Raw genomic sequence first — 26,280 nt, forward strand, 5'->3', positions numbered from 1 at the left:
TTGTGAGACACGTCACGGTAGTCGTGCGTCCAACCCATACCCCCGGTTGTGCCCGCTCCTGCCACCGGTAACCGCGCCGGGGCCCGCCAATCGGCCTATGCGTCTGACCTATGCCAGGACCAACGGGCCGTGATACGGGCGGTGTTCGAACCGGGCCGGAGTGGCTCAGCGGTCGGGCTCGGGGTCCTTCAGCCAGTTGACCAGCTCGGACGAGAAGACGTCCGGGTCCTCTTCGTGGGGGTAGTGGCCGAGCCCTTCGAACAGCCGCCACCGGTAGGGCGCCTCCACATACTCCCCCGACCCCGCCGCGCTGCGAGTGCGCATCACCGGATCGAGTGAACCGTGGAGGTGCAGGGTGGGTACCCGCACCGGGCGTTTCATCCTGCGGTTGAACTGGAATCCGTCCGGCCGGAACAGCGAGCGCACCATCCAGCGGTAGGGCTCCACCGAGCAGTGCGCGGTGCTGGGGACGAGCATGGCGCGGCGGTAGACGGCGAGCGCCGCCTCGTCGGGCTTGCGGGGGCCCGACCAGTCGTGGACGAGCCTGCCGACCAGCGCGGCGTCGTCCGCGACGAGCTGCCGCTCCGGCACCCATGGCCGCTGGAAGCCCAGCACGTAGGAGCCCGCCGCGGTCTGCCGCGGGTCGGTGATCATCGCCGAGCGCCAGCGGCGCGGGTGCGGCATGGAGCACACGGCCAGCCGCCGGATCAGCTTCGGGCGCAGCGCGCCGGCGGTCCAGGCGAGATAACCGCCCAGGTCGTGGCCGACCAGCGCCGCGTCGGGCTCGCCCAGGGAGCGGATCACCCCGCACACGTCCAGGGCGAGGTTGACCGGGTCGTAGCCGCGCGGTGTGCGGTCGCTCCCGCCGACCCCGCGCAGGTCGAGTGCGGCGGCCCGGTAGCCGGCGGCGGCGAGTGCCGTCAACTGGTGCCGCCAGGCCCACCAGAACTGGGGGAAGCCGTGCACCAGCAGGACCAGCGGGCCCTCGCCGGCCTCGACGACGTGGAACCGGGCGCCGTTGGCGGCGACGTCCCGATGGGTCCACGGGCCTTCCAGCCGCACCGGCGAGGTATCAGGATCGGACATGCCCTAGAGCGTGTCACAGCGGGGAACGGCTTGGCCCGGCACCCTTCGGCCGTATTGGCCGTATTGTCGGACCGCAGGCGGAGGGGCGGGTTCCGGGGCTTCGGCATACGCGGCGGCGAGGTGGCGCGGCGGGCGCGCGGGCGGCCGCACGCCGCTCCGGACGCGGTGGCGGTGCGGTGGCGGTGCGGTCCCGGCGTCGGCCGGTCGGCGTGCGGGGCTTGGCCGGGCGCCGGGTGTCAGGGCTGGTCGGACGCCGGGCGGGACTTCACGCCCTTGAAGGTGGCCGCCGTCTCCTTCATCGAGGCGATGCTGCGCCTGGCGAACGAGATGCGCTTGACGGCCCGCGCGGCGACGAGGCCCACGACGGCCGCGAGCACCAGGAAGGCCCCGCCCACGATCAGGAACGCCCAGGCCAGGCCGAGGCCGAGGTTGTGCAGCCCGTAGGCGGCGGCGAAGCTCAGCACGGGCAGGGAGAACGCGACCAGGCCCCCCGCCACCGCCGCCGCGCCGCCGACGATGCCGCCCGTCTTGGCGTCCTGCCGCAGCTCGGCCTTCGCCAGCGCGATCTCGTCGTGGACCAGGCCCGAGATCTCGACCGTCGCCTTCGACACCAGCTCGGCGAGGGAGCTGTCCGTGCGGGTGTCAGTGTCGGCGGCGAGGACCGGCCGCTCAGCAGTGCTCATCGGGGAATCTCCGTCGTTCGTTGTCGGATGGTCCGCCGCTTTTCCGGACGGGCCCGGGAGTATGCCCGATCATGCCCAAGAGGGGACGACCGGGCCACTCCGCCCCGCCTTTTGCCCTGCCGCGCCGGGGTGACACCGCCGCCGGAGGGGGCGCGGGGCGCGGGTGACCGCCCTCAGCCGCCGTCCTCGGTCCCCCGCCCGCCGCCCAGGCGGGCCTGCTCGGCGAGCCTGCGGTGCTCGGCGGCCTTCGCGTCGTACAGGGCGGCCATGCGCTCGTGCCACGCCGGGTCGTCGCGTTCGTAGATGTCGGGGATGGCGTTGCCGTCCTCGTCCCGCTCCTCCTCGGCCAGCAGGTCGCGGTAGCGGCGGTTGCGCAGCTTGATCAGCACCCCGGCGGCCAGGGCGGCGATCAGCGACCCCGTGAGCACCGCGGCCTTCACCCGTTCGGCGGTTTCGGGGGAGCCGGGGAACGCCAGGTCGCCGATGAGCAGGGAGACGGTGAACCCGATCCCCGCCAGCACCGAGACGGCGAAGACGTCCGCCCACTCCAGATCGGGGTTGAGCTCCGCCTTGGTGAAGCGCGCGGCCAGCCACGAGCCGCCGAATATCCCGATGGCCTTGCCCAGGAACAGGCCGAGCACGACGCCCAGCGGTTCGGGCTCGGTGAACACCTCGCCCAGGGCGCTGCCGGACACCGCCACCCCGGCCGCGAACAGCGCGAACAGCGGCACCGCCAGCCCTGCGGACAGCGGCCGCACCAGGTGCTCCACGCGCTCGCCCGGCGAGTGCTCCTCACCCTCGCGCCGCACGCAGCGCAGCATCATGCCCATGGCGACACCGGCGACGGTGGCATGGACGCCGCTGGCGTGCATCAGCCCCCACACCACCACGCCGAGCGGCACGTACACGTACCAGCCGCGCACGTCCTTGCGCAGCAGCAGCCAGAACACCGCCAGCCCGGCGAAGGCCCCGGCGAGCGCGAGGAAGTCCAGCTCGGAGGTGAAGAAGACGGCGATGACCAGGATGGCGCCCAGGTCGTCCACCACCGCGAGGGTGAGCAGGAACGCGCGCAGCGCGGACGGCAGCCCGGTCCCGAGCACGGCCAGCACCGCGAGGGCGAACGCGATGTCGGTGGCCATGGGCACGGCCCAGCCCGCGGTGTCACCGCCGGCGCCCAGGTTGACGGCCGTGTAGATCAGGGCGGGCACCGCCATGCCGCAGAAGGCGGCGACGACGGGCAGGGCGGCGGCGGCCGGGTTGCGCAGCTCCCCCGCGACGAGCTCGCGCTTGAGTTCGATGCCCGCGACGAAGAAGAAGATCGTCAGCAGGCCGTCCTTGGCCCAGTCGGCCACCGACAGGTGCAGGTGCAGCGACTCCGGACCCAGGTGGTGGTCGCGGACGTCGGTGTAGAGGCCGCTCAGCCCGGTGTTGGCGAGGACCAGCGCCGTGACGGCCGCCAGCAGCAGGAGCATCCCGCCGACGGTCTCGGTGCGCAGCGCGTCCGCGACATAGGTCCGCTCGGGCAGCGACAGGCGGCCGAGGAAGACGGAGCGGCGGGTGGGCTCGGGCGGGGACGGCTGCTGGGAGGGGCTGGGCTTGGCGGACAAGGGGACGACCTCCGGCTGGTGGCGGGGCATGCGTGAACCGATGCCGACCAGACTTCCCGGCGCGCCCTGTACCGACCTGTCCCTGCTCGATGCCCTCCCGGTGGCTCTCTTCCCGCGGTCCGCGGCCTTCGGCGGTCCGCGGGGACGGTCCTGGCTTCCCTGCGGTCCGATGGTCATCCCGTATGACCGCGAGCCAGCATACCTACGCATGCCCCGTCTGACGTGGGCCAATCCGGCGCTCACCGGCGCGGGCGGTCTCCGGGGTAGAGAAAGGGGCGCCTTCGGCGAGCGAAGGCGCCCCCTGAAGGGCGGGCAGCCCGGTCAGTCCTCGCTGGGCGCGCTCGGCAGCTTGGCCTGGATCAGCTCCATCACGGTGGAGTCGGTGAGCGAGGTGATGTCACCCAGCTCGCGGTTCTCCGCCACGTCCCGCAGCAGACGGCGCATGATCTTCCCGGAGCGGGTCTTGGGCAGCTCCGCGACCGGCAGGATGCGCTTGGGCTTGGCGATCGGGCCGAGGGTCCGGCCGACGTGCGCCCGCAGCTCGTCACTGAGCCCCTCGTCCTCCGACGCGCTGCCGCGCAGGATGACGAACGCGACGATGGCCTGTCCCGTCGTGGCGTCCGCCGCGCCCACGACGGCCGCCTCCGCCACCTTCGGGTGGGAGACCAGCGCGGACTCCACCTCGGTGGTGGAGATGTTGTGCCCGGAGACCAGCATGACGTCGTCCACCCGGCCGAGCAGCCAGACGTCGCCGTCGTCGTCCTTCTTGGCGCCGTCGCCCGCGAAGTACCTGTTCTCGAAGCGCGACCAGTAGGTGTCCAGGTAGCGCTGGTCGTCGCCCCAGATGGTGCGCAGCATGGACGGCCACGGCTCGGTGAGGACCAGATAGCCGCCGGAGCCGTTGGGCACCTCCTTGGCCTCGTCGTCCACGACGGTGGCGGCGATGCCCGGCAGCGGGACCTGCGCCGAGCCCGGCTTGGCCGCGGTGACGCCCGGCAGCGGGCTGATCATGATGGCGCCGGTCTCCGTCTGCCACCAGGTGTCCACCACCGGGGTTCGGTCGCCGCCGATGTGCTTGCGGTACCACACCCACGCCTCCGGGTTGATCGGCTCGCCGACGGAGCCGAGGACGCGCAGGCTGGACAGGTCGAAGCCGGCCGGGATGTCGTCGCCCCACTTCATGCAGGTGCGGATCGCGGTCGGCGCGGTGTACAGGATCGTCACGCCGTACTTCTGGACGATCTCCCACCAGCGGCCCTGGTGCGGGGTGTCCGGGGTGCCCTCGTACAGCACCTCGGTGACGCCGTTGGCGAGCGGCCCGTAGACGATGTAGGAGTGCCCGGTGACCCAGCCGACGTCGGCCGTGCACCAGTACACGTCCGTCTCCGGCTTGAGGTCGAACACCGCGTGGTGGGTGTACGCCGTCTGCGTCAGGTAGCCGCCGGAGGTGTGCAGGATGCCCTTCGGCTTCCCGGTGGTGCCCGAGGTGTACAGGATGAACAGCGGGTGCTCGGCGGGGAAGGACTGCGGAGTGTGCTCGTCGGACTGGCCGTCCACCACCTCGTGCCACCACAGGTCGCGGCCCTCGGTCCACCCCACGTCCTGCCCGGTGCGGCGCACCACCAGGACGTTGCGCACCTTCGGGGTGCGCGAGACGGCCTCGTCCACGGTGGGCTTGAGCGAGGTCGGCTTGCCGCGCCGGTGGCCGCCGTCGGCGGTGATCACCAGCCGGGCGTCGGCGTCCTCGATGCGGGTGGCGAGCGCGTCCGCGGAGAAGCCGCCGAACACCAGCGAGTGCGGCGCGCCGAGGCGGGCGCAGGCCAGCATCGCGACGACGGCCTCCGGGATCATCGGCATGTAGATCGCGACCCGGTCCCCGGCCCGCACGCCCAGCTCCGTCAGCGCGTTGGCGGCCTTGCAGACCTCGCGGCGCAGCTCCGCGTAGGTGATGGTGCGCGTGTCGCCGGGCTCGCCCTCGAAGTGGATGGCCACGCGGTCGCCGTTGCCGGCCTCGACGTGCCGGTCCACGCAGTTGTAGGCGACGTTCAGCTCGCCGTCGGCGAACCATTTGGCGAACGGCGGGTTGGACCAGTCCAGCGTCTCCTGCGGTTCCTTGCTCCAGGTGAGCCTGCGGGCCTGTTCCGCCCAGAACCCCAGCCGGTCGGCCTCGGCCTGTGCGTAGGCCTCCGCGGTGACGTTCGCCGCGGCCGCCAGCTCGGCCGGCGGCGGGAACCTACGGTCTTCCTTGAGGAGGTTGGAGAGGGAAGGGTTCTCGCTCACTTTCCCGTCTCCTTCCCGAGCAGGTTCGCCAGGCTCTCGTTGCTCACGACATCTCCCTTTCCGGGCGTGTCACGGGTGTCCCGGGGGCTAGCTCATCAGGAGCACGATCGCCTGACAAGGGCCGACGTCCGCGCGCCCCGTCCGCATGCCCCGTTCGCGGACGCCGCCGGCGGGCCGCGCGCGCCTCCGCGGACGGCGGCCCGCGCGGACCCGGCGAGGGCTCCCGGTGCGGGCGGGAGCCCCGGCGGCGGCGCCGCTACGGCGCGCAGCCGCACACCTCGGCGTCCGGCCGCACCGGCTCGAAGGCGCCGGAGACCGGGTCGAGCAGGTACGCCTGGGCGGCGGTGAAGTCGAAGTACATGCCCGTCACGTGCAGGTCGCCCGCCTTCTCCCGCTCGGCCACGCACGGGTGCGCCCGCAGGTTCTCCAGTTGCCGCACCACGTTGGCCAGCGCCAGCCGCTCCACGTCGTCGGCGGCGGGCCGGTCGCCGAGCCGGGGCGCGGCGTCGCCCAGCCGCTCCAGGCTGGGACGGCCGTGCCGCAGCCAGCGGGCCATCGAGGTGTCCGCGTCACCGTCGCGGCCGCCGCGCAGCAGCGTCTGTATGGCGCCGCAGCCGGAGTGCCCGCAGACGGTGACGGTGCCGACCCGCAGCACCTCCACGGCGTACTCGATGGCGGCGGCCACCGAGGCGTCGCCGTCCTCCTCGTGGGGCGGCGGGACCAGGTTGCCCATGTTCCGCACGGTGAACAGGTCGCCCGGGCCGCTGGAGGTGATCATGCTGGTGACCAGCCGGGAGTCCGCGCAGGTCAGGAACAGGTGGGACGGGCGCTGGCCCTCGCGGGCGAGCCGGGCGAGCTCGGTGCGCACCAGCGGCGCCGTCTCCCGCTGGAAGGTGCTGACCCCGCCGACCAGCCGCACGCCGCCGCAGGCTGCCGGCCCGGCCGCGGCGCGGGAGCCGTCGAGCCCGGTGCCGCCCCACGGCGTCCACGGCCGGCGTCCGGCCGCGCCCACCGGCGGGGCGCCGCCCCACGCGGACCCGCCGGGCGCTGCGGGCTCCCGCTCGTCCCGTCCCGCGGAACCGTCCTGCTCCCGCTCGTCCCGCCGCGACCCGTCCCGCTTGGTGAGCCCGTCCTGCTCCCGCTCGTCCCGTCCCGCGGACCCGGTCCCACCCGGGGACCCGGGCGGCCCCGACGGCTCGAAGGGGGCCGGCTCCCGCGTGTACCGGCCGGGCTCGCCGTGGACGGCCACCGTGCCGCCGCGGGCCTCGTGCCCGGCCCGCCACGCCTGCACCGTCTCGGACGCGGCGTGGTCCATGGAGGAGGCTCCGAGCTCCAGGACCGCCCGCGCCCCGTCCGGCACCTGGGCGAGCGCGCGGCTCAGCTTGGGCACCGCCAGGAAGGTGAGCTGGCCGCCGACGTCCACCCGGTACCCGCCGTCCACCTCCGCGACCTGCACCCGGGTGTGGGCGAGCCGGCGCAGCGCGAGCACCACGGCCACGGCGATGCCCACGGCGACGCCCTCCAGCACCCCGCCGAGCAGCACGCCGACGACGGTGGCCAGGTACACCGGGAACTCGCGGTGCCGCCGGACGTTCCTTATGTGCAGCAGGCTGACCATCTGCAACCCGACCATCATCACCAGCGCGGCCAGCGCGGCCAGCGGGATCCGCTCCAGCAGCCCGGCGAGCAGGCCGACGCACAGCAGCACCCAGCAGCCGTGCATGACGCCGGAGGCGCGGGTGGCCGCGCCCGCGCGGACGTTGGCGCTGCTGCGGACGGCCACCCCGGTGACGGGCAGGCCGCCGAGCGCGCCCGACACCACGTTCCCCGCGCCCTGGCCGAGCAGTTCGCGGTCCAGGTCGGAGCGGGGGCCGCCGCCGGGGCGCGCGGCGGCGAGCCGGTCCACGGCCACGGCGGACAGCAGCGACTCGACGCTGGCCACCAGCGTCACCGTCAGCACCGCCGCGGCGATGCCCAGCACGGGGCCGTCCGGCAGCCCGGGCAGGGCGTGGCTGTTCCACGAGGGCAGCTCCACCCGGTCCAGGTCGAGGCCGCACCCGGAGGCGACGGCCGTGGCGGTCACCACCGCCGCCAGCGGGGCCGGGACCTTGCGCAGCCCCTCGCCGGCGCGGCCGGGCAGCCGGGGCCAGACCACCAGCACCGCGAGGGTGAGCAGCCCGACGCCGACCGCCGTGGGGTGGTGGCCGACGAGCTGGCCGGGCAGGGCCTCGAGGTTGGCGACGACGGAGCTCTCGGGGCCGCCGCCGAGGACGACGTGCAGTTGGGCGAGCGCCACGGTGAGCCCGATCCCGGCGAGCATCCCGTGGACGATCGAGGGGGACACCGCCAGCGCGGCGCGGGCCACGCGCAGCGACCCGAGCAGGAGCTGGGCGAGCCCGGACATCACGGTGATGGCGCAGGTCGTGCGCCAGCCGTACTGCTGGATCAGGTCGGCGGTGACCACGACCAGGCCCGCGGCGGGCCCGCTGACCTGCAACGGGGCTCCGCCCAGCGCCCCGACGACGATGCCGCCGACGGCGGCGGCGATCAGCCCCGCCTGGAGCGGCGCGCCGGTGGCGAGGGCGATGCCGAGGGACAGCGGTATCGCGATGAGGAACACCACGACGGACGCGGACAGATCCGCTCGCCGGCGCTCGCGGGCGGTGGCCCGCGGTGCGGCCGGGGGACCGGGCGGCGGGCCGGGGGTGGGGTCGGTCGTGGGCGGTTCGGGCAGGGGCTTGCCACTGCGGGCAGGGCCGGAGTCCATGAGATCCCGTCTCCTCGTGAGCGGCGCGGCCGGACGGTGCGTCCGGACGCGGATGCGCTTCGGGGTACCGGGCCCGGGGGAACGCGGGCCCGGGCAGTCACTGGAGCCCGAGGGGTGCTCGGGGCGGTGGCTTCCGTGGGTCACGGCTGTGCGGCGGGAGGCGGCCGCCCAGGGGCGGGGGCCGGTGCGGTCGGTGCGACACACGCTCGAACGCGTCACTGGCGATCGAGCCTTCGGTAAATAGAGCGTAATGGCGAACCAATGTTCCGGTAAGTATGTCGACGCTGAGACAACCGAAGTTCCCCCCAACGAGTGAAATAAAAATGATTAGCTGAAAAAACGTGTCCCAGGACCGTGGTGACGGAGCGCCATGCCACCTTGAGTGTGCAGGCTCGACCCGCGAGACGGATGTCGTGGGTGCGCTACACGGAACGAGGTAGGTCCATGAAGTCCGCTCGGGCAATTGCCGTGACGGCCGCCGCGGCCGTTCTGGCGTCGACCGCCATTGCGTGCGCGGCCGGTGACGGCCCGTCGGGGAAAACGAACACCGGGCGCGGCGAGGGAGGCCGCACCGGAAATCCCGGCCGTGGCCCGCTGGACAATCCCCACACCCGCCCGGAACGGCTGATCGGCGACGGGTCGACCGCGGACACCGGACCGCAGCCCAACCAGCCGAAGGTGACCCGCCTCGCCCCGGGAGAACGCCCGCCCCAGTTCGTCGTCTTCTCCTGGGACGGCGCGGGCGAGGACGGAAATCGGCTTTTCTCGCACTTTCGCGAGGTCGGCCGCAAGTACGACGCCTCGATGACGTACTTCCTCAGCGGTGTCTACGTCCTGCCCGAGTCCCGGCGCGACTTGTACGACCCGCCGCGCCATCCGCGCGGCGCCTCCGACATCGGCTTCATCGACGATGAGGACCTGCGGCCCACGCTGGAGCAGCTCCGCCTCGCCTGGCTCGACGGCAGCGAGATCGGCACCCACTTCAACGGGCACTTCTGCGGCCCGAACGGCGGGGTGGGCACCTGGACCACGGCCGAGTGGAAGAGCGAGATCAAGCAGGCCCGGTCGTTCGTCGCCAACTGGAGGACCAACACCGGTCTCACGGACGTCGAACCCCTGCCCTTCGACTACCGCAAGGAACTTGTCGGCGGTCGCGCGCCCTGCCTGGAGGGCCAGGAGAACCTGATTCCCGCCGCCAAGGAGATGGGCTTCCGTTACGACGCCAGCTCCTCGGGCGGGCGCCAGGTGTGGCCGTCGAAGAAGGGCGGCATCTGGGACTTCCCGTTGCAGCAGATCCCCATGCCGGGGCGCGGCTTCGAGACGCTGTCGATGGACTACAACTTCCTCGCCAACCAGTCCGGCACCGTCAACGGGGACCCGTCGAAGCACGCCCAGTGGGAGAAGCAGACGCGCGACGGCTTCCTCGCGGGTTTCGAACGCGCCTATGAAGGCAACCGCGCGCCCCTGTTCATCGGGAACCACTTCGAGCAGTGGAACGGCGGCATCTACATGCGCGCCGTGGAGGACGTCATCAAGACGGTGTGCGTGAAGGACGAGGTCCGGTGCGTGTCCTTCCGCCAGCTCGCCGACTGGCTCGACGCGCAGGATCCCGAGGTGCTGGACAAGCTGCGGACGCTCGAGGTGGGGCAGAAGCCGGACTGGTCCACGTTCCTGGCCGCCTCCGGCGGCGCCGCGCCGGGCTCGCGGTCCGGGCCCGAGGACGCGGGCACCACGGCCGGTCGTGCGGCGGCGGGCAGGGGGGCGCGCGGGAGCGGGGCGCGCCGGCGCACGCGGACGGACTGAGGTCCGCGGCGGCGGCAAGGGCGGCGCCCGCGCCGTCGTGCCGCACGTGAGTTGAAGGCCCGCCGCGGTCGCCCGGGGGAGGGGGGAGAGCCGCGGCGGGCCGCTCGGAGGGTGCTGACTCCGTCCGGCCGCTCGGGGTGCGCGCACCGTCAGGCCGGTGCGGCGGCGGCGTCACCGAGGCAGAAGTCCGGGTCCACCTGCGCCGCCAGGTCCGTCCCCGTCCTGGCGTTGCCCCAGCTCCGGGCGTTCTTCAGATGGAAGTGCACCATCTGCCGGGTGTAGCGGGCCCAGTCGCGCCGCTCCAGGGCGGCGTCCACGGTCCGGACCAGCGTGGCCAGCGCATCCTGGTTGTCCGCCTCCAGGGCGTCGAACCGGGGTGGGCGCCCCTTCTCCAGCGACCGCACCCAGTCCGAGTGGCCGAACGCCACCAGCAGGTCGTCCCCCACCTCTTCCCGCAGGAACGCCACGTCGTCCGGCCCCTGCACCTTGTTGCCCACCACGCGCAGCGCGACGTCGTAGTCGCGCGCGTAGTCGCGGTACTGCCGGTAGACGGAGACGCCCTTGCGGGTCGGCTCCGCCACCAGGAACGTCATGTCGAACCGGGTGAACATGCCCGAGGCGAAGGAGTCCGAGCCCGCGGTCATGTCCACCACGACGTACTCGGCGGGGCCGTCCACCAGGTGGTTCAGGTACAGCTCCACCGCGCCGACCTTGGAGTGGTAGCAAGCGACCCCGAGGTCGGCCTCCTCGAACGGGCCGGTGGCCATCAGCCTGACCACTCCGCCCTCCAGGGGGACGGGGCGCGCGCACAGGTCGTACACCGGGTTGTCCTCGGTCACCCGCAGCAGCCGGGAGCCCCGGCCCGGCGGAGTCGTCTTGATCATCGTGTCGGCGTCGGTGATCCGGGGGTTGGTGCCGCGCAGATGGTCCTTGATCCGGCGCAGGTGGGCGCCCATCGCGGGCAGCGCGGCGCACTCGCGCTCGTCCAGGCCGAGGGCCGCGCCCAGGTGCTGGTTGATGTCGGCGTCCACCGCGACGACGGGAAACCGGGCGGCGGCCAGGTGCCGGATGAACAGCGAGGACAGCGTGGTCTTGCCGCTGCCGCCCTTGCCGACGAAGGCGATCTTCATGAGCGAGCTCCTGAACTGCGGAAACGTGACCGGTGAAGGTACGGACCGAGGGCGGCGCGAGGCCGGGGCCGACCCGGCCCGCGGTGCCCCCGGCCGGTCCTGGCGGCCGGTCTCGGCGGAACTGGTAACCGTTATCGTCACCGAGTGAATGGGGGCAATCGTAGCCGTGCCTGTGCGCAGAGTGACCCTCCCTCCGTGCGGGTCACTCCATCGGGGGTCTCCCGGACCCGGCGTGCGGGAGTGCGTAGGGTCTTGACCCATGAGTACGAGCGACCCTCTCGCCGCGCTGGCCGGACTGCCTGGCGTGGCCGAGTCCGTGGAGTCCGTGCGCCGGTCCGTGGACCGCGTCTACGGGCACCGGGTGATGCGCCGGCGCAGCAACGAGGTCTCCTCCGAGGCGGCGCTGCGCGGAGCGAGGGCATCGGCGGCGTGCGAGGGCGCGGACTGGGCGCTGGAGGAGGTGCGCCGGCGCACGGACTTCCGGCCGGGCGCCGACGGCGGGCAGAGCGGGGCCGAGCAGGTGGGCGCCGCGCTGCGCCTGTGCGCGGAGGCCGGGCAACTGCTCGGCGTGTGGCGGCAGTCGCCGCTGCGGGTCCTGGCGCGGCTGCACCTGGTCGCGGCGAGCGGCGTCCTGGACGAGGAGCGGGTCGGGCGCCCGCGTCGCGACGGGGAGTCCGTGCCCTCGCCGGCTCCGGCCGCGGGGCTGCCCGTGCCGCCGGCGGACGAGGTCTCCGCGCGGCTGGACGGGCTCGCCCGGGTGATGCTCGCGGGAACGGGCGCCCCGGCGCTGGTGCAGGCCGCGGTGGTGCACGGCGAACTGCTCGCCCTGCGGCCCTTCGGCTCGATGAACGGGCTGGTCGCGAGGGCCGCGCAGCGCGTCGTCCTGGTGGCCTCGGGACTGGACCCCAAGTCCGTGTGCCCGGCCGAGGTGGGGCTGGCCGAACTGGGCACGGAGGCGTACGCGCGGGCCCTGGAGGGCTATGCGTCGGGGACGCCGGAGGGTGTGGCGGCGTGGATCGGCCACTGCGCCGAGGCGGTGACGCTGGGCGCGCGCGAGTCGACCGCGGTGTGCGAGGCCCTGCAACGAGGCGCGGCCTGAAGCGGTGCCGAGGGGAGCGCGCGGCGGGCGCGGCGTCGGCCGGGTTGGCGCGCGCCGACGCTTGAGGCGTGTGCCGTGTCCGCGCGGGCACGGAGGTGCGCTGACACAGAGATGCGGCGGCGTCCGTGGGGCGCCGCCGCTGGCACGTCCGCCGGGTTACCAGTGCGTGCACCTTCTCTGCCCATCAGGCCGGGTTCTTTGCCCGTACCTGGTGCGGCTGGCCCTATCGCGGGTCGGCTGCGCGTGGGTACCCGACTTCTGTGCTCGGTCCGTGGGCCACTGCGGGCGACCTCTTGAGTCTTCCCTGGTCTCGCGGGCCTACTTCCTTTCTACCGCGCTCCGGGACGGACCGGAAGGGTTCACCGCACTTCTTTGGCTTCGGTCACCAATCACGCCAAACCGGACGGCCTGCGCCGGCGCGAGGCGAACCACACCAGCCCCGCGGCGGTCGCGGCGGCGCCCACGGCGGCCGCGGCGAGCATCGGCAGTTGGGCCGCCGTCAGTGACGGGATGCGCTGGCGCAGCCGGACCGGGCGGCTGAAGACCAGCACCGGCCAGCCCCGCGAGACCGCCTCGCGGCGCAGCGCGCGGTCCGGGTTCACCGCGTGGGGATGGCCCACGGTCTCGAGCATGGGCAGATCCGTGATCGAGTCGCTGTACGCGTAGCTGCGGGTCAGGTCGTAGTCCTCGAGTTCGGAGAGCTCCCGCACGGCCTGGGCCTTGGTCTCGCCGTAGGCGTAGTAGAGGATCTCGCCGGTGTAGCACCCGTCCTCGACCGCCATGCGGGTGGCGACCACGTGGTCGGCTCCGAGCATCTCGCCGATGGGCTCGACCACCTCGGCGCCGGACGTGCTCACGATCACCACGTCCCGCCCCGCCGCGTGGTGCTCCTCGATCAGGGAGGCCGCCTCGTCGTAGATGATCGGGTCGATCAGTTCGTGCAGCGTCTCGGCGATGATCTCCCTGACCTGCTGGACGTTCCACCCCCGGCACAGCTTGGAGAGGTACTCGCGCATCCCCTCCATCTGCTCGTGGTCGGCGCCTCCGGCCAGGTAGACGAACTGCGCGTAGGCGGTGCGCAGGACCGCCCGGCGGTTGATCAGGCCGCCTTGGTAGAAGGGCTTGCCGAAGGCGAGAGTGCTGGACTTGGCGATGACTGTCTTGTCCAGGTCGAAGAAGGCCGCTGCGCGGGGCTGGGGGCGATTTTCCACGAGGATGAGGATATGCGCCCACCATTCGGCGTAAGCTGGGGCGCGTGGGTTTGCTTGAGAAGGCTCTCGGGTACACCATGGAAGTCACGGATCGTTCGCGACCGTGCTAACCCGGCCCGACTCCTCCCCCCCCGAGTCGGCCGTGGGGACGACCCCCGCTCTCCCCCCCGGCGGGGGTCGTCGCATGTCCGGATACTTTTCCGGCGTCTTCGTCTGACTTCCGTCGCGGCACCCCTTCCTCTCTATCTTCGCGTTTCGTTGTGACGTGCCCGATAGTTCCTTGGCCGCATCATTGCAATGAGTGTTCTGCCGGTGGCGCTGTGTCGGGATCGATGTGCGGGCGAGTACGAACCGTGCCGAGGACTGTGCGCTCTGTTCGTGAGTACGCCCTGCCGAGCCGCGATGTTCCGGAACAGCCACTAAGTCACCCATACGGGTGACGGAGTTTTCCTCGAGCGGTCAGTTGTCCACAGATCGGCAGCAAGATCCGCACGGGAGGCGGCAGCGGGTCCACCGTGGTCGTCGGCGCGCCGCCGGGCGCGCCGACGAGGGGAGGGACCATGGCCGGACCGACCGGAACCGACGGATGGGAGCCGCGCGAGCGGCGCGAGGCGGAGCACCGGGACGGCGGGGAGCCGGGACAGCGGGGGAGCGACGGCCGGCGGCGCCCACCCGCGACGGAGCGCGCGGGCAGTCCGCTGATCGTCACCGAGGACGAGCAACTGCTCGACGACCTGCTGCGCCTGTGCGCGGCGGCGGGCACCGAGCCGGAGGTGGCCTACGGGGCGCCACCGGGCCGGGCCAGTTGGGAGCGGGCGCCGCTGGTGCTGGTGGGGGACGAGTCGGCGGCGCGGGTGTCCGGGCCGTGGGCCGGTGTCGCGGCGAGGCGCGGCGGTGTACTGCTCATCGGACGGGACCTGGACGACCCCGACGTGTGGCGGCGGGCCGTCGACATCGGCGCGGACCACGTGCTGTTCCTGCCCGACGCCGAGCAGTGGCTGGTGGACCGGATCGCCGACGCCGCCGAGGGCGTCGGCCGGCAGGCGCTCACCGTCGCCGTGCTGGGCGGCCGCGGCGGCGCCGGGGCGAGCACGCTGGCCTGCGCCCTGGCGGTGACGGCCGCGCGCTCCGGGCAGCGCGCCGTCCTGGTGGACGGCGATCCGCTCGGCGGCGGTCTGGACGCCCTGCTCGGCACCGAGGACGCCGAGGGCCTGCGCTGGCCGGATCTGACCGGCTCCCGGGGGCGGGTCAGCACGGGCGTGCTGGACAGGTCCCTGCCCCGCTCCCACAAGCTGGCGATGCTCTCGTGGGACCGCAGGGACGCGGTCAGCATCCCGCCGGAGGCGATGCGCTCCGTGCTCGCCGCGGTGCGCAGGCGCGGCGGCCTCGTCGTGGTGGACCTCCCCCGGCGGGTGGACGACTCGGTGGCCGAGGCGCTGTCCCAGACCGATCTGGGGCTGCTGGTCGTCCCGTCCGAGGTGCGTGCCGTGGTGGCGGCCGGCCGGGTGGCCGCGGCCGCGGGGATGGTGCTCAGGGATCTGCGCGTGGTGGTGCGCGGGCCGGTGGCGCGCGGGCTGGACGACGAGGCGATCGCGGAGACCCTGGGCCTGCGCCTCGCCGGGCAGCTCCCTCCCGAGCCGGGGCTCGCCGCGGCGCCGGCCGACGGGCAGCCGCCAGGCGGCAGCCCTCAGGGCCCGCTGGCGCGGTTCTGCTCCGCGTTCCTCGCCGAGGTGCTGCCCCCGGCGGCCGGGAGCGTGGCGGCGTGAGCGGGCTGCCGCCCCCGGCCCGGGGCACCGCGGCACCGGCGCAGGACCACGCCTCGCTGGTGGACGCCGTCCGGTTGAGGCTCGCCGAGTCCGGCGACGAACCGACTCCCGCCCGGGTGGCGGCCGCCCTGCGGGCCCAGGGCAGGCTGCTCGGTGACACCGCGGTGCTCGGAGTGGTGCGCGCCCTGCGCTCGGAGATGGTCGGGGCGGGCCCGCTGGAGCCGCTGCTCGCCCACGAGGACGTCACGGACGTGCTCGTCAACGGCCCCGACGAGGTCTGGGTGGACCGCGGGCGCGGCCTGGAGCGCGCCGGTGTCTCCTTCCCGGACGCGGCCGCCGTGCGCAGGCTCGCGCAGCGGCTCGCGACATCGGCGGGCAGGCGGCTGGACGACGCCCGGCCGTGGGTGGACGCAAGGCTGCCGGACGGCACCCGGCTGCACGCGGTGCTGCCGCCGGTGGCCGTCGGGTCGGCCTGCCTGTCGCTGCGGGTGGTGCGCGAGCGGGCGTTCACCCTGGAGGAGCTGGTGGCAGCGGGCACCCTCGGCCGCGAGGGCGCGGCGCTGCTCGGCGCGGTGCTCGACGCGCGGCTGTCCTTCCTGGTGAGCGGGGGCACCGGCAGCGGCAAGACGACGTTGCTCGGCACCCTGCTCGGCCGGGTGGCCCCCGACGAGCGGATCGTGGTGGCCGAGGACTCGGCGGAGCTGCGGCCCGACCACCCGCACGTGGTGCGGCTCGAGGCCCGCCCGGCCAACCAGGAGGGCGCGGGCCTGGTGACCCTGCGGGACCTGGTCAGGCAGGCGCTGCGGATGCGGCCCGACCGCCTGGTGGTGGGCGAGGTCCGCGGCCACGAGGTCACGGAGCTGCTGAGCGCCCTGAACACCGGGCACGAGGGCGGCTGCGGCACGGTGCACGCCAACGCCGCCGCCGACGTGCCCGCGCGTCTGGAGGCCCTCGGCGCCGCGGCCGGGCTCGACCGGCCCGCGCTGCACAGCCAGTTGGCCGCCGCGGTCGCCGCGGTGGTGCACATGGTGCGCGAGCGCGGCGGCGGGCGCCGCGTGGCCGAGGTGCACGTGCTGGAGCGCACCCCGTCGGGCCTGGTGGCCACCGTCCCGGCGGCCGTCATGGAGCGGGACGGCCGGCTGGTGCGGGAGCGGGGCTGGCGCAGGCTGGACGAGCTGTGCCGGCGCGGAGGTGCCCGGTGAACCAGGTCACGGCCGCCGCCCTGGTGGGGCTGGCGGGCGCCGCCGCCTGGACGCTGTCCGGGCACGACGAGACGCTGCGCCGGGCGCGCCGGCTCACCGGCGCAGCCGGGCAGGTGGTCGGCGCGCCTCCGCCCGGGCCGTTGGGCGGGGGCCTGCTGCCGCGCCGTTGGGCGGAGCGGGCCGGAGCGCCGCGTGAGCTGCTCGCCCTCGTACGGGCGCGCTGGGCGCGGGAAGGGCTGTGCGTGGGCCTCGGCGTGCTCGCGGCGGTGCTGCTGCGCTCCCCCGCGCCCGCGCTCGCCGGGCTGGCCGCGGTGCCGGTCGTCCGCCGCCTGCTGCGGCGGCGTGCCGCCGAGCGCCTCGCCGCCGCCCGCAGGTCCGCGGTGATCGAGCTGTGCTCCTGCGTGGCAGGGGAGCTGCGATCGGGACGGCCGCCCCTGCACGCGCTGGCGCAGGCCGTCGCGGACGGCGGGCTGCGGGAGGACCCGGCCGCGCGGACGGGGGTGCTGGCCGCGGCCAGGTTCGGCGGGGACGTGCCGGGGGCGCTGCGCCGGGCCGCCGCCGCGCCGGGCGCCGAGGGGCTGGCGGGGATGGCCGCCTGCTGGGAGGTCGCCGTGGACAGCGGAGGCGGGCTCGCCGAGGGGCTGGAGCGGGTGACGGCGGCGCTGCGCGCCGAGGAGCGGCAGCGGGAGGACCTCAAGGCCCAACTGGCGGGTCCGCGGTCCACGGCCGTGCTGCTCGCCCTGCTGCCCGCGGCCGGTGTGCTGCTCGGCACCGCCCTGGGGGCCGACCCGCTGCGGGTGCTGCTGCACACCCCGGCCGGGCTGGCCTGCCTGGTCCTCGGCGCCGCCCTGGAGTGGGCCGGGTTCGCGTGGACGGCCCGGATCGTGCGGGGCGCGTCATGAGCGGTCCCGCGGTGCGCGAGGCGCTGGTGGCGGCGCTGCTGGTCGCGGCGGTGTGCGCGGTGTGGCCCCTCCTCGCCGGCAGGCGAAGGGCGGGGCGGGTGCGGCGGCGCCTGGCGGCGGTCCTGCCCGCGGCGGGAGGGGTGCCGCCGGGGAAGGGCCGGCCCGGGGTGGTCGCGCGACTGCGGGCGCTGCGGCGGTGGCGCGGCTCCGGGCGGCGGGTGCCCGCGGGGCATGTGCGGGCGGCCGGGGCGGGCGCGGGTACCGCGTTGCTGGTCGGCGGCCTGGTCGGGGCCGTGCTCGGGCTCGCGGTGGGGGTCGCCGTGTTCGTCCGGGAGCGCGGGCGGTCCGCCGAGGCCGGGCGGGCTGAGGAGGCGGCTGTCGCGGAGCGGATACGGCGGCAGCTCCCGCTCGCCGCGGACCTGCTGGCCGCCTGCCTGGCGGCGGGCGCCGGGCCGGGGCAGGCCGCCGCCGCGGTGGGCGGGTCGATCGGCGGCCCGCTGGGGGAGCGGCTGGTGCGGGTGGCAGCCGAGCTGCGCCTGGGCGGTGATCCGGCGCGGTGCTGGGCCAGGTTCGGGGCGGTGCCGGGCGCGGCGGTGCTCGGCCGCCGGATGGAGCGGGCGTGCGGTTCCGGGGCCCCTCCGGTGCGGCCGGTGGAGGCCCTGGCCGCCCAGTGCAGGGCCGAGACCGCCAGGGAGGCGCACGCCAGGGCCCGCCGCGCGGGAGTGCTGGCCACGGCACCGCTGGGGCTGTGCTTCCTTCCCGCCTTTCTGCTGGTCGGCGTCGTGCCCCTGGTGATCGGCCTGACCGGCACGATGCTCACCCACAACTGACGGAACGACACATACGGCACCTCCCAGGAGGGGGACAGACATGACGGTGAGGCACATGCCGTGCGGGCGGCCGGACGGAAGCCGGGCGCCGCGGGGTCGGTGGGCGGTCGCGCGTCCGGTGACCGCGGTGCGGCGGTGGGCGGGGGCCAGGGTGCTCGCGGCACGGCGGCGGGACGCGGGGATGACCACGGCGGAGTACGCCGTGGGGACGGTGGCGGCCTGCGGGTTCGGCGCCGTGCTGGTCAAGGTCCTCTCCAGCGACGCGGTCGCCTCCGCGCTGAGCGGGATGGTGGAGAGTGCGCTGCGCTCGCCCTTCTGACAGGGGCGGCGGGCGCGAGGGCGGGAGGGCGTCCGCGCCCCCCGGCCCGCCCGCGCCGGGCACCCGGCGGAACCGCGGCGCCGCGGCGGAGGAGGACCGGCCGCCGGGGCGGGGCCGGTGGCGGCGCGACGGCGGCTACGTCACGGCGGAGACCGCCGTGGTGATCCCGGCCCTGGTGCTGTTCACGGCGATGCTGGTGTGGGGGGTGCTGGCGGCGGGGGCGCGGATCGCCTGCGTGGACGCGGCCGGTGCCGGGGCCAGGGCGGCGGCGCGCGGCGAGGGGGAGGAGGTGGTGGTCGCCGCGGCCCAGCGGAGCGCCCCGGAGGGGGCCTCGGTGCGGTCCTGGCGCGAGGGCGACCTGGTCCGGGTGGAGGTGGTGGCGCGGGCGCTCGGCCCCGGGCGGCTGTCGTCCCTGCTGTCCGCCCGGGTGCGGGCCGAGGCGGTGGCGCTCGCCGAGGACACCGTCGGGCGGGGGGAGCCGTGAGCGGGCGGGACCGGGGCTCGGCGACGGTGTGGGCGCTGGTGATGGCGGTCGCCGCGGTCGGCGCGTTCGCGGCGGTGCTGGCCTTCGGGCAGGCGGTGGCGGCGCGGCACCGGGCGTGGACGGCGGCCGACCTCGCGGCGCTCGCCGCGGCGGACCTCGCCCTGGACGGGCCGCGGAAGGCGTGTGCCTCGGCCGCGAGGGTGGCCGCCGCGCAGGGCGCCCGGCTGGTGGAGTGCCATGTGCGGGGCGATGTCGCCGACGTCACGGCGGAGACCCGGCCGCACGGGCTGCCGTGGCCCGCGCCACCCGCCCGGGCCCGCTCACGGGCCGGCCCCGCGGCGGCGACCGCCACGGGGCCGGGCGCCGCCACCCAAGCCTCCTCAGCCCCTCTCCGGGGCTCCTCGTCCCTCGCCGTCCGCCCCTGCCCCGGCGGCTCCGGAGCCCTCCGGCCGGGTGGTGGTGCCTGCGCCATCGACGGTCTCGGGAGCCACCGGGGCCGCGGACAGCAGCGCGTCCAGGAGGCGGACCGCGCCGGGCTTGTCCAGGGGTTCGTTGCCGTTGCCGCACTTGGGGGACTGGATGCACGAGGGGCAGCCGAACTCGCACTCGCAGGAGGCGATGGCCTCACGGGTCGCGGTCAGCCAGGAGCGGGCCGTGCGGAAGGCGCGCTCCGCGAAGCCCGCGCCGCCCGGGTGCCCGTCGTAGACGAAGACGGTGGGCAGGCCGGTGTCGGGGTGCAGCGGCACCGACACGCCTCCGATGTCCCAGCGGTCGCACGTGGCGAACAGGGGCAGCATGCCGATGGAGGCGTGCTCGGCGGCGTGCGCGGCGCCGGGCAGCTCCTCCGGCAGGACGTTCGCCCGCTCCAACTGGTCCATGGTCACCGTCCACCACACGGCCCGGGTGCGCAGGGTGCGCGGCGGCAGGTCCAGCTTCGTCTCGCCGAGCACCTCGCCGGTGATCAGCTTGCGCCGCAGGAAGGAGACCACCTGGTTGGTGACCTCCACCGACCCGAAGCAGAGCCGGGCCTCGCCCCAGGACTCCTCGGCGTCGGTGTCCAGCACGGAGATGGAGGTGGTGTCCCTGGCCATCGTGGTGTACGGCGGGTCGGCCTCCTCGACCAGGGCGACCGACTCCTCCAGGTCCAGCGTGCGGACCAGATAGGTGCGGCCCTGATGGAGGTGGACGGCTCCCTCGTGCACGGCGGTGTGGGCGGCAGCGGCGTCCACGGTGCCCAGCAGCCTGCCGGTGCCCTCCTCCACCACCCGCACCGGGCGGCCCCCGGCGCCGCGGATGTCGGTCAGGTCGGCGGCCCGCTCCCGCCGGGTCCAGAACCACCCGGTGCGCCCGCCGCCCCGCCCGGAGGCCCGCCCCGACCCGTCGAGCTCCCGGCGCCGCAGCAGCCCGCGCCGTTCCAACTGCGGCAGCAGCTCGGCGGCCGAGGGGCCGAACAGGTCCACGTCGGCCTCGGTGAGCGGGAACTCCGCGGCGGCGGCGCACAGGTGCGGCGCCAGTACATAGGGGTTGTCCGGGTCGAGCACGGTGGTCTCCACCGGCCGCCGGAACAGGGCGTCGGGGTGGTGCACCAGATAGGTGTCCAGCGGGTCGTCGCGCGCCACCAGCACGGCCAGAGCTCCCTCCCCGGCGCGCCCGGCCCGGCCGGCCTGCTGCCACAGGGAGGCGCGGGTCCCCGGATAGCCCACGAGCAGGACGGCGTCGAGACCGGAGACGTCCACGCCGAGCTCGAGGGCGCTGGTCGAGGCCAGGCCGAGCAGCCGCCCGGAGTGCAGGGCCCGCTCCAGCGCCCTGCGCTCCTCCGGCAGATAGCCGCCCCGGTAGGCGGCGACCCGGCCGGACAGGCCGGTCCCGGAGTCGGCGAGCCGCTCCTGGGTCACCAGGGCGATCAGCTCGGCGGCCCGGCGGGAGCGGACGAAGGCCACGGTGCGCACCCGCCTGGTCACCAGGTCCGCCAGCAGCTCGGCGCTCTCCGCGGTGGCGGTGCGCCGCACGGGGGCGCCGTGCTCCCCGCTGAGCTCGGTCAGCGGCGGCTCCCACAGGGCGAAGACGACCTCGCCGCGCGGCGACGCGTCCTCCGTGATCTCCATCACGTCCGTGCCGGTCAGGCGGCCGGCCGAGGCCCCGGGGTCCGCGGCCGTGGCGGAGGCCAGCAGGAACACGGGGTCGGCGCCGTACCGGGCGCAGATCCGCCGCAGCCGCCGCAGCACCTGGGCGACGTGCGAGCCGAACACGCCCCGGTAGGTGTGGCACTCGTCCACCACCACGTAGCGCAGCGCGCGCAGGAAGGAGGACCAGCGGGCGTGGGCGGGCAGCACGCCGCGGTGGAGCATGTCCGGGTTGGTGAGGACGTAGTTGGCGTACCCGCGGATCCACTCGCGCTCCTCCACGGGGGTGTCGCCGTCGTACACGGCCGCCCGCACGCCCGGGGCGAGGCCGGCCGCCAGGCCGGACAGGGCCCGCTTCTGGTCGGCGGCCAGGGCCTTGGTGGGCGCCAGGTACAGCGCGGTGGCGCCGCGGCCGTTCGGGGCCTCGGCGCCGTCGAGCAGGCAGGTGAGGACCGGGAGCAGATAGGCCAGCGACTTCCCCGAGGCCGTCCCGGTGGCCACCACCACCGAGCGGCCGTCCAGGGCGGCCTCCGCGGCCCGCGCCTGGTGCTCCCAGAGCCGGTCGATCCCGGTGGCCCGCACCGCGGCCACCACCTCGGGCCGGATCCGCTCCGGCCAGGGGGCATGGCGGCCGACGCGCGGGGGCAAGTGCTCCGTATGAGTGAGGCGCTGACCCCTGTCCGGTACCTCGGCCAGCCGCCGGAGCACCGCGCCGGGAGCAGCGTGTTGGCGCGTCGCCTGCGGGAAGGAATCGTGAGCCATTGACACTCAGTGTGTCACTGGCATGACGGACAATCGCTTCAAGGCGTCGTGCGCGCCTGTGCGTAAGTGATTGAATGCCATCGCGGCTGCCGATCCATGGGGGGCGACCGCTCGATGCAAGGTGCTGGAGGATCCGTGGACCTGTCCCTGTCGACCCGTACCGTCGGCGATCGCACGATCGTCGATGTCGGCGGCGAGATCGATGTGTACACCGCGCCCAAGTTGCGGGAGCAGCTCGTCGAGCTCGTCAACGACGGCAAATACCACCTGGTCGTTGACATGGAGGGTGTCGACTTCCTCGACTCGACCGGCCTCGGGGTGCTCGTCGGGGGTCTGAAGCGTGTGCGTGCCCACGAGGGCTCCCTGCGCCTGGTGTGCAACCAGGAGCGCATTCTGAAGATCTTCCGGATCACCGGCCTCACCAAGGTGTTCCCCATCCACACCTCGGTGGACGAGGCCGTCGCCGCGACCGACTGACGACCGCGTAGGGTCGGCAATCAGGGGGGCACCGGGCACCTGTCCGGGGCCCCCGCGCGGCACGCCCGAGCACCGAGGGGGACGACATGGCCACCGTCGAACTGCGCTTCAGCGCACTGCCGGAACACGTGCGGACCGCGCGGCTGGTCGCCGCGGCGGTGGCCCGCCGTGCCGGGGTCGACGAGTCCGTCCTCGACGAGGTGCGCCTCGCCGTCGGTGAGGCGTGCTCCCGGGCCGTCGGGCTCCACCGCAGCAGCGGGGTGGACCGGCCCGTGCGGGTGCTGCTCGTCGAGGAGGAGAAGAAGTTCTCGATCGAGGTGGGCGACGAGGTCCCGGGCAGCGCCGGGGCCGTGGGCGCGCCCGGTGAGGACGTCGGCGAGGAGGGCGAGATGGGCCTCGCGGTGATCAGCGGCCTCGTCGACGACGTCGAGGTCACCAGCGGTGAGACCGGCGGCACGATCAGGATGAGCTGGCCGACCACCCCGGCCTCCGTCCTCTCCTGACCCGGCCGGGGCGGCTCCCGCCCCGCGCCGGCCCGCTGGCCCCGGCCCACCGGCCCCTGACACCGGCCCCCCGACACGCCCGGACCCGCCCGGCCCGAACTCCGCGCCCCGCGGGTCCCCGCCCGGGGCCGAATCGCCCTCCCCCCGCCTGCGCACCGCCGCCACCTCCGTCCCGGTACGGCGGGCGGTACCCCGCGCCGCACAGCCGCAGGACACCGGCCCCAGGCCACCCGGCCCGCCCGGCACTGCCAACCGCCCGGCACCGCCCCCGAGGGCCCCACCGCCCCGCAGGCCGCGAGCGCCCACCCCCGCCCTCCAGGCGTCACATGCAGCGCGCGAACCGCAAACAGGAATGATCCCCGGCCCGCCGGTAATTCAAACATCAAATCATTCCCATTGCCCATTACCGGGTTTCCTGCGTCAGTACTCTGCATTTACCTTCACTGCAAGGGGCGAACGAAAGTGATTATGGTCCGTCGCGCCCTGTTTTGATCACGCCTTGATCCCTAGAATTCCTCCCTGTCCCGCGGTGCTGGATCCGGCCCGCGCCGGCCGGTTCAGCGTGCCCGCACAGCCGAGCAGTTACGTGCGCACCGTCGATGGTCGCGACTGTTCCGCGGTCGCTAGGACCTCCGCGGCACCCACGTGCCAAACGTCAAGGAGGACGAATGGCGGGGTCTCCCTTCCCCGGAAATCAGGCTGCCGAGATCACTTCCTCGGAGATCATTCCCACCGGGCCGCCAAAAGATCATTTCATTGCACAATGGAGTCTCGCCGCGGATTCCAACGAGGTGACGGCCGTACTCACCGGGGGCAACCGGGCCATCGTCCTCGCCGTCGGGGCCGTGGCCCTGGCCGCGCTCGTGCTCGCGGGCATCCTGGTGCGCCAGGTGCTCCGCGCGGACGAGGGCACGCCGAGGATGAAGGAGATCGCCGCGGCCGTGCAGGAGGGCGCCAACGCCTACCTCGCGCGGCAACTGCGCACCCTCGGCACCTTCGCCGTCATCGTCTTCTTCCTGCTCATGCTGCTGCCCGCGGACGACTGGAACGAGCGGATCGGCCGATCGCTCTTCTTCCTGGTCGGCGCGGTGTTCTCCGCGACCACGGGCTACATCGGCATGTGGCTCGCGGTCCGCAGCAACGTGCGGGTGGCCGCGGCGGCCCGCGCGGCCACCCCCGGTGTCCCGTCGCAGTCGGGCGCCGCGGACGAGGGCGGCGCGGTGAAGTCCGCCGTGGACGTGAAGACCGTCTCCCACCGCGCCATGCGGATCGCGTTCCGCACCGGCGGTGTGGTCGGCATGTTCACCGTCGGCCTCGGCCTGCTGGGCGCGGCCGTGGTGGTGCTGATCTACGAGGAGAGCGCCCCCAAGGTGCTCGAGGGCTTCGGTTTCGGCGCCGCGCTGCTGGCGATGTTCATGCGGGTCGGCGGCGGGATCTTCACCAAGGCAGCCGATGTCGGCGCCGACCTGGTCGGCAAGGTCGAACAGGGCATTCCCGAGGACGACCCGCGGAACGCGGCCACGATCGCCGACAACGTCGGCGACAACGTGGGCGACTGCGCGGGCATGGCCGCCGACCTTTTCGAGTCCTACGCGGTGACCCTGGTGGCCGCGTTGATCCTCGGCCTGGAGGCGTTCGGGAACGACGGACTGGCGTTCCCGTTGATCGTTCCCGCGATCGGCGTGCTCACCGCGATGATCGGAATTTTCGCGGTCTCCCCGCGGGTGAACGACCGCAGCGGAATGACCGCGATCAACCGGGGATTCTTCATCTCCGCGCTGATCTCCCTGGGACTGGTCGCGATCGCCGCGTTCGCCTATCTGCCGTCGAGTTTCGCCGAACTCGACAACGTGCCGAGCGGGATCAGCGAGCACGACGGCGACCCGCGGGTGTTCGCGCTCGCCGCGGTCAGCATCGGCATCGTGCTCGCCGCGCTCATCCAGCAGCTCACCGGCTACTTCACCGAGACCACCCGCCGCCCCGTCCGCGACATCGGCAAGACCTCGCGGACCGGCCCGGCCACCGTCGTGCTGGCCGGTGTGTCGGTGGGCCTGGAGTCCGCGGTCTACTCGGCGGTGCTGATCGGCATGGCGGTGTACGGGGCGTTCCTGCTCGGCGGCAGCACGCTGACGCTCGCGCTGTTCGCGGTGGCGCTGGCCGGCACCGGCCTGCTCACCACGGTCGGCGTCATCGTCGCCATGGACACCTTCGGCCCGGTGTCGGACAACGCGCAGGGCATCGCGGAGATGTCCGGCGACGTGCACGGCGAGGGCGCCCAGGTGCTCACCGAGCTCGACGCGGTCGGCAACACCACCAAGGCCATCACCAAGGGCATCGCCATCGCCACGGCGGTGCTCGCGGCGACCGCCCTGTTCGGGTCGTACACCAGCGACGTGGACGACGAGATCGCCGCGGTGGGCAGTCCCAGCGACCTCAGCCTGAACCTCGACATCGCCCAGCCGAACAACCTGGTCGGGCTGCTGCTCGGCGCGGCCGTGGTGTTCCTCTTCTCCGGCCTGGCCATCAACGCCGTCTCCCGCTCGGCGGGCGCGGTGGTGCTGGAGGTGCGCAACCAGTTCCGCACCAGGCCCGGGATCATGGACGGCACCGAGCGGCCCGAGTACGGGCGCGTGGTGGACATCTGCACCCGGGACGCGCTGCGCGAGCTGGCCACCCCCGGCCTGCTGGCCGTGATGGCCCCGATCGCGGTCGGCTTCACCCTCGGCGTCGGGCCGCTCGCGGCGTTCCTGGCCGGGTCGATCGGCGCCGGCACCCTGATGGCGGTGTTCCTCGCCAACTCCGGCGGCGCCTGGGACAACGCCAAGAAGCTGGTCGAGGACGGCCACCACGGCGGCAAGGGCAGCGAGGCGCACGCGGCCACGGTGATCGGCGACACCGTCGGCGACCCGTTCAAGGACACCGCGGGCCCGGCGATCAACCCGCTGCTGAAGGTGATGAACCTGGTGGCGCTGCTGATCGCGCCGGCGATCGTCACCTACAGCTTCGGCGACGACGAGAACCTCGCGGTGCGGATCGTCGTCGCCGCGACGGCGTTCGCGGTCATCGTCGGGGCCGTGTACGCGTCCAAGCGCCGCCCCGTCAGCATGGACGGCGAGGGCGAGGCGGACAGCGGCGGCGAGGCCCGCGCCGCCGACCCCGCGGTGGTGTCGTAGGGGCGGGCCCCACCGGCGGGCGGCACGCGTGACACCACGCGCGCCGCCCGCCGTCGTTCGCGCCCGCCCTGCC

At 74.4% G+C, this 26,280-nt stretch carries 19 protein-coding genes and 1 pseudogene; 12 read left to right on the forward strand and 8 right to left on the reverse strand.

Annotated features, from left to right (window positions below):
• Nucleotides 1-165: 165 nt before the first annotated feature.
• The 5 genes from ACYVO2_RS01015 to ACYVO2_RS01035 all read right to left on the reverse strand — a co-directional run bounded on the left by ACYVO2_RS01015 (nt 166) and on the right by ACYVO2_RS01035 (nt 8,423).
• A complete protein-coding gene (locus ACYVO2_RS01015) occupies nt 166-1,086 on the reverse strand; it encodes an alpha/beta fold hydrolase (protein WP_461005565.1) in 921 nt (306 codons plus the stop codon).
• A gap of 236 nt (nt 1,087-1,322) precedes the next feature.
• Complete coding sequence (locus tag ACYVO2_RS01020) at nt 1,323-1,769, reverse strand: phage holin family protein (RefSeq protein WP_461005566.1); 447 nt, start codon at nt 1,767-1,769, stop codon at nt 1,323-1,325.
• A gap of 173 nt (nt 1,770-1,942) precedes the next feature.
• Nucleotides 1,943-3,406 (reverse strand): Na+/H+ antiporter NhaA, encoded by a 1,464-nt coding sequence (gene nhaA, locus ACYVO2_RS01025; RefSeq protein WP_461005567.1) that lies wholly within the window; start codon nt 3,404-3,406, stop codon nt 1,943-1,945.
• A 291-nt stretch (nt 3,407-3,697) separates the two neighbouring features.
• Nucleotides 3,698-5,656, reverse strand: a complete 1,959-nt coding sequence (acs, locus tag ACYVO2_RS01030; RefSeq protein ID WP_461005568.1) for an acetate--CoA ligase — start codon at nt 5,654-5,656, stop codon at nt 3,698-3,700.
• A gap of 256 nt (nt 5,657-5,912) precedes the next feature.
• The gene (locus ACYVO2_RS01035) at nt 5,913-8,423 is read right to left on the reverse strand and encodes a SulP family inorganic anion transporter (protein WP_461005569.1); all 2,511 of its coding nucleotides are present in this window, start codon (nt 8,421-8,423) and stop codon (nt 5,913-5,915) included.
• A gap of 444 nt (nt 8,424-8,867) precedes the next feature.
• Between ACYVO2_RS01035 and ACYVO2_RS01040 the strand changes: the two genes are divergently transcribed.
• Nucleotides 8,868-10,226 carry a polysaccharide deacetylase family protein gene (locus tag ACYVO2_RS01040; RefSeq protein WP_461005570.1) on the forward strand — a complete coding sequence of 453 codons (1,359 nt, stop codon included), beginning with the start codon at nt 8,868-8,870 and terminating at the stop codon, nt 10,224-10,226.
• Nucleotides 10,227-10,375: 149 nt separating this feature from the next.
• Here ACYVO2_RS01040 and ACYVO2_RS01045 read toward each other — a convergent pair whose 3' ends face one another.
• On the reverse strand, nt 10,376-11,356 hold the full coding sequence (locus ACYVO2_RS01045) for an ATP-binding protein (protein ID WP_461005571.1): 981 nt from the start codon (nt 11,354-11,356) through the stop codon (nt 10,376-10,378).
• Between the two features lie 259 nt (nt 11,357-11,615).
• Here ACYVO2_RS01045 and ACYVO2_RS01050 point away from each other — a divergent pair, with 259 nt between their 5' ends.
• On the forward strand, nt 11,616-12,455 hold the full coding sequence (locus tag ACYVO2_RS01050; RefSeq protein ID WP_461005572.1) for a Fic family protein: 840 nt from the start codon (nt 11,616-11,618) through the stop codon (nt 12,453-12,455).
• Nucleotides 12,456-12,844: 389 nt separating this feature from the next.
• Here ACYVO2_RS01050 and ACYVO2_RS01055 read toward each other — a convergent pair whose 3' ends face one another.
• The gene (locus ACYVO2_RS01055; protein WP_461005757.1) at nt 12,845-13,678 is read right to left on the reverse strand and encodes an HAD family hydrolase; all 834 of its coding nucleotides are present in this window, start codon (nt 13,676-13,678) and stop codon (nt 12,845-12,847) included.
• Nucleotides 13,679-14,226: 548 nt separating this feature from the next.
• Between ACYVO2_RS01055 and ssd the strand changes: the two genes are divergently transcribed.
• The 7 genes and pseudogenes from ssd to ACYVO2_RS01090 all read left to right on the forward strand — a co-directional run.
• Nucleotides 14,227-15,432: a septum site-determining protein Ssd gene (gene ssd / locus ACYVO2_RS01060; RefSeq protein ID WP_461005573.1), complete on the forward strand. Its 1,206-nt coding sequence runs from the start codon at nt 14,227-14,229 to the stop codon at nt 15,430-15,432.
• Entirely contained in the window at nt 15,429-16,634 is a 1,206-nt protein-coding gene (locus tag ACYVO2_RS01065; RefSeq protein WP_461005574.1) for a TadA family conjugal transfer-associated ATPase, read from the forward strand. Before ssd ends, ACYVO2_RS01065 begins: the two co-directional genes overlap by 4 nt.
• Nucleotides 16,631-17,536: a type II secretion system F family protein gene (locus ACYVO2_RS01070; protein ID WP_461005575.1), complete on the forward strand. Its 906-nt coding sequence runs from the start codon at nt 16,631-16,633 to the stop codon at nt 17,534-17,536. The genes ACYVO2_RS01065 and ACYVO2_RS01070 overlap by 4 nt, the downstream gene beginning before the upstream one ends.
• Nucleotides 17,533-18,366 (forward strand): type II secretion system F family protein, encoded by an 834-nt coding sequence (locus ACYVO2_RS01075; RefSeq protein ID WP_461005576.1) that lies wholly within the window; start codon nt 17,533-17,535, stop codon nt 18,364-18,366. Before ACYVO2_RS01070 ends, ACYVO2_RS01075 begins: the two co-directional genes overlap by 4 nt.
• Nucleotides 18,367-18,421: 55 nt before the next feature.
• Nucleotides 18,422-18,685: a DUF4244 domain-containing protein gene (locus ACYVO2_RS01080; RefSeq protein WP_461005758.1), complete on the forward strand. Its 264-nt coding sequence runs from the start codon at nt 18,422-18,424 to the stop codon at nt 18,683-18,685.
• Nucleotides 18,686-18,842: 157 nt separating this feature from the next.
• The gene (locus ACYVO2_RS01085; protein ID WP_461005577.1) at nt 18,843-19,169 is read left to right on the forward strand and encodes a TadE family type IV pilus minor pilin; all 327 of its coding nucleotides are present in this window, start codon (nt 18,843-18,845) and stop codon (nt 19,167-19,169) included.
• 41 nt (nt 19,170-19,210) lie between these two features.
• Nucleotides 19,211-19,444 (forward strand): annotated as a pseudogene (locus tag ACYVO2_RS01090) (Rv3654c family TadE-like protein); the annotation flags it as partial.
• Nucleotides 19,445-19,549: 105 nt separating this feature from the next.
• On the opposite strand, the gene ACYVO2_RS01095 reads toward ACYVO2_RS01090, so the two are convergent.
• On the reverse strand, nt 19,550-22,054 hold the full coding sequence (locus tag ACYVO2_RS01095; RefSeq protein WP_461005578.1) for a DEAD/DEAH box helicase: 2,505 nt from the start codon (nt 22,052-22,054) through the stop codon (nt 19,550-19,552).
• A 135-nt stretch (nt 22,055-22,189) separates the two neighbouring features.
• On the opposite strand from ACYVO2_RS01095, the gene bldG reads away from it, so the two are divergent.
• The 3 genes from bldG to ACYVO2_RS01110 all read left to right on the forward strand — a co-directional run bounded on the left by bldG (nt 22,190) and on the right by ACYVO2_RS01110 (nt 26,207).
• The gene (gene bldG / locus ACYVO2_RS01100) at nt 22,190-22,531 is read left to right on the forward strand and encodes an anti-sigma factor antagonist BldG (protein ID WP_461005579.1); all 342 of its coding nucleotides are present in this window, start codon (nt 22,190-22,192) and stop codon (nt 22,529-22,531) included.
• Nucleotides 22,532-22,617: 86 nt separating this feature from the next.
• On the forward strand, nt 22,618-23,034 hold the full coding sequence (locus ACYVO2_RS01105) for an ATP-binding protein (RefSeq protein ID WP_461005580.1): 417 nt from the start codon (nt 22,618-22,620) through the stop codon (nt 23,032-23,034).
• 668 nt (nt 23,035-23,702) lie between these two features.
• Entirely contained in the window at nt 23,703-26,207 is a 2,505-nt protein-coding gene (locus ACYVO2_RS01110; RefSeq protein WP_461005581.1) for a sodium-translocating pyrophosphatase, read from the forward strand.
• The last annotated feature ends 73 nt before the right edge of the window (nt 26,208-26,280 follow it).

It is taken from the genome of Streptomyces capparidis (genome assembly GCF_054782095.1).

Coding starts and splice junctions, on each gene's coding strand:
- ACYVO2_RS01015 (WP_461005565.1), bottom strand. CDS start 1,086: ATGTCCGATCCTGATACCTCGCCGGTGCGGCTGGAAGGCCCGTGGACC.
- ACYVO2_RS01020 (WP_461005566.1), bottom strand. CDS start 1,769: ATGAGCACTGCTGAGCGGCCGGTCCTCGCCGCCGACACTGACACCCGC.
- nhaA (WP_461005567.1), bottom strand. CDS start 3,406: ATGCCCCGCCACCAGCCGGAGGTCGTCCCCTTGTCCGCCAAGCCCAGC.
- ACYVO2_RS01035 (WP_461005569.1), bottom strand. CDS start 8,423: ATGGACTCCGGCCCTGCCCGCAGTGGCAAGCCCCTGCCCGAACCGCCC.
- ACYVO2_RS01040 (WP_461005570.1), top strand. CDS start 8,868: ATGAAGTCCGCTCGGGCAATTGCCGTGACGGCCGCCGCGGCCGTTCTG.
- ACYVO2_RS01045 (WP_461005571.1), bottom strand. CDS start 11,356: ATGAAGATCGCCTTCGTCGGCAAGGGCGGCAGCGGCAAGACCACGCTG.
- ACYVO2_RS01050 (WP_461005572.1), top strand. CDS start 11,616: ATGAGTACGAGCGACCCTCTCGCCGCGCTGGCCGGACTGCCTGGCGTG.
- ssd (WP_461005573.1), top strand. CDS start 14,227: ATGGCCGGACCGACCGGAACCGACGGATGGGAGCCGCGCGAGCGGCGC.
- ACYVO2_RS01075 (WP_461005576.1), top strand. CDS start 17,533: ATGAGCGGTCCCGCGGTGCGCGAGGCGCTGGTGGCGGCGCTGCTGGTC.
- ACYVO2_RS01080 (WP_461005758.1), top strand. CDS start 18,422: ATGCCGTGCGGGCGGCCGGACGGAAGCCGGGCGCCGCGGGGTCGGTGG.
- ACYVO2_RS01095 (WP_461005578.1), bottom strand. CDS start 22,054: ATGGCTCACGATTCCTTCCCGCAGGCGACGCGCCAACACGCTGCTCCC.
- ACYVO2_RS01105 (WP_461005580.1), top strand. CDS start 22,618: ATGGCCACCGTCGAACTGCGCTTCAGCGCACTGCCGGAACACGTGCGG.
- ACYVO2_RS01110 (WP_461005581.1), top strand. CDS start 23,703: ATGGCGGGGTCTCCCTTCCCCGGAAATCAGGCTGCCGAGATCACTTCC.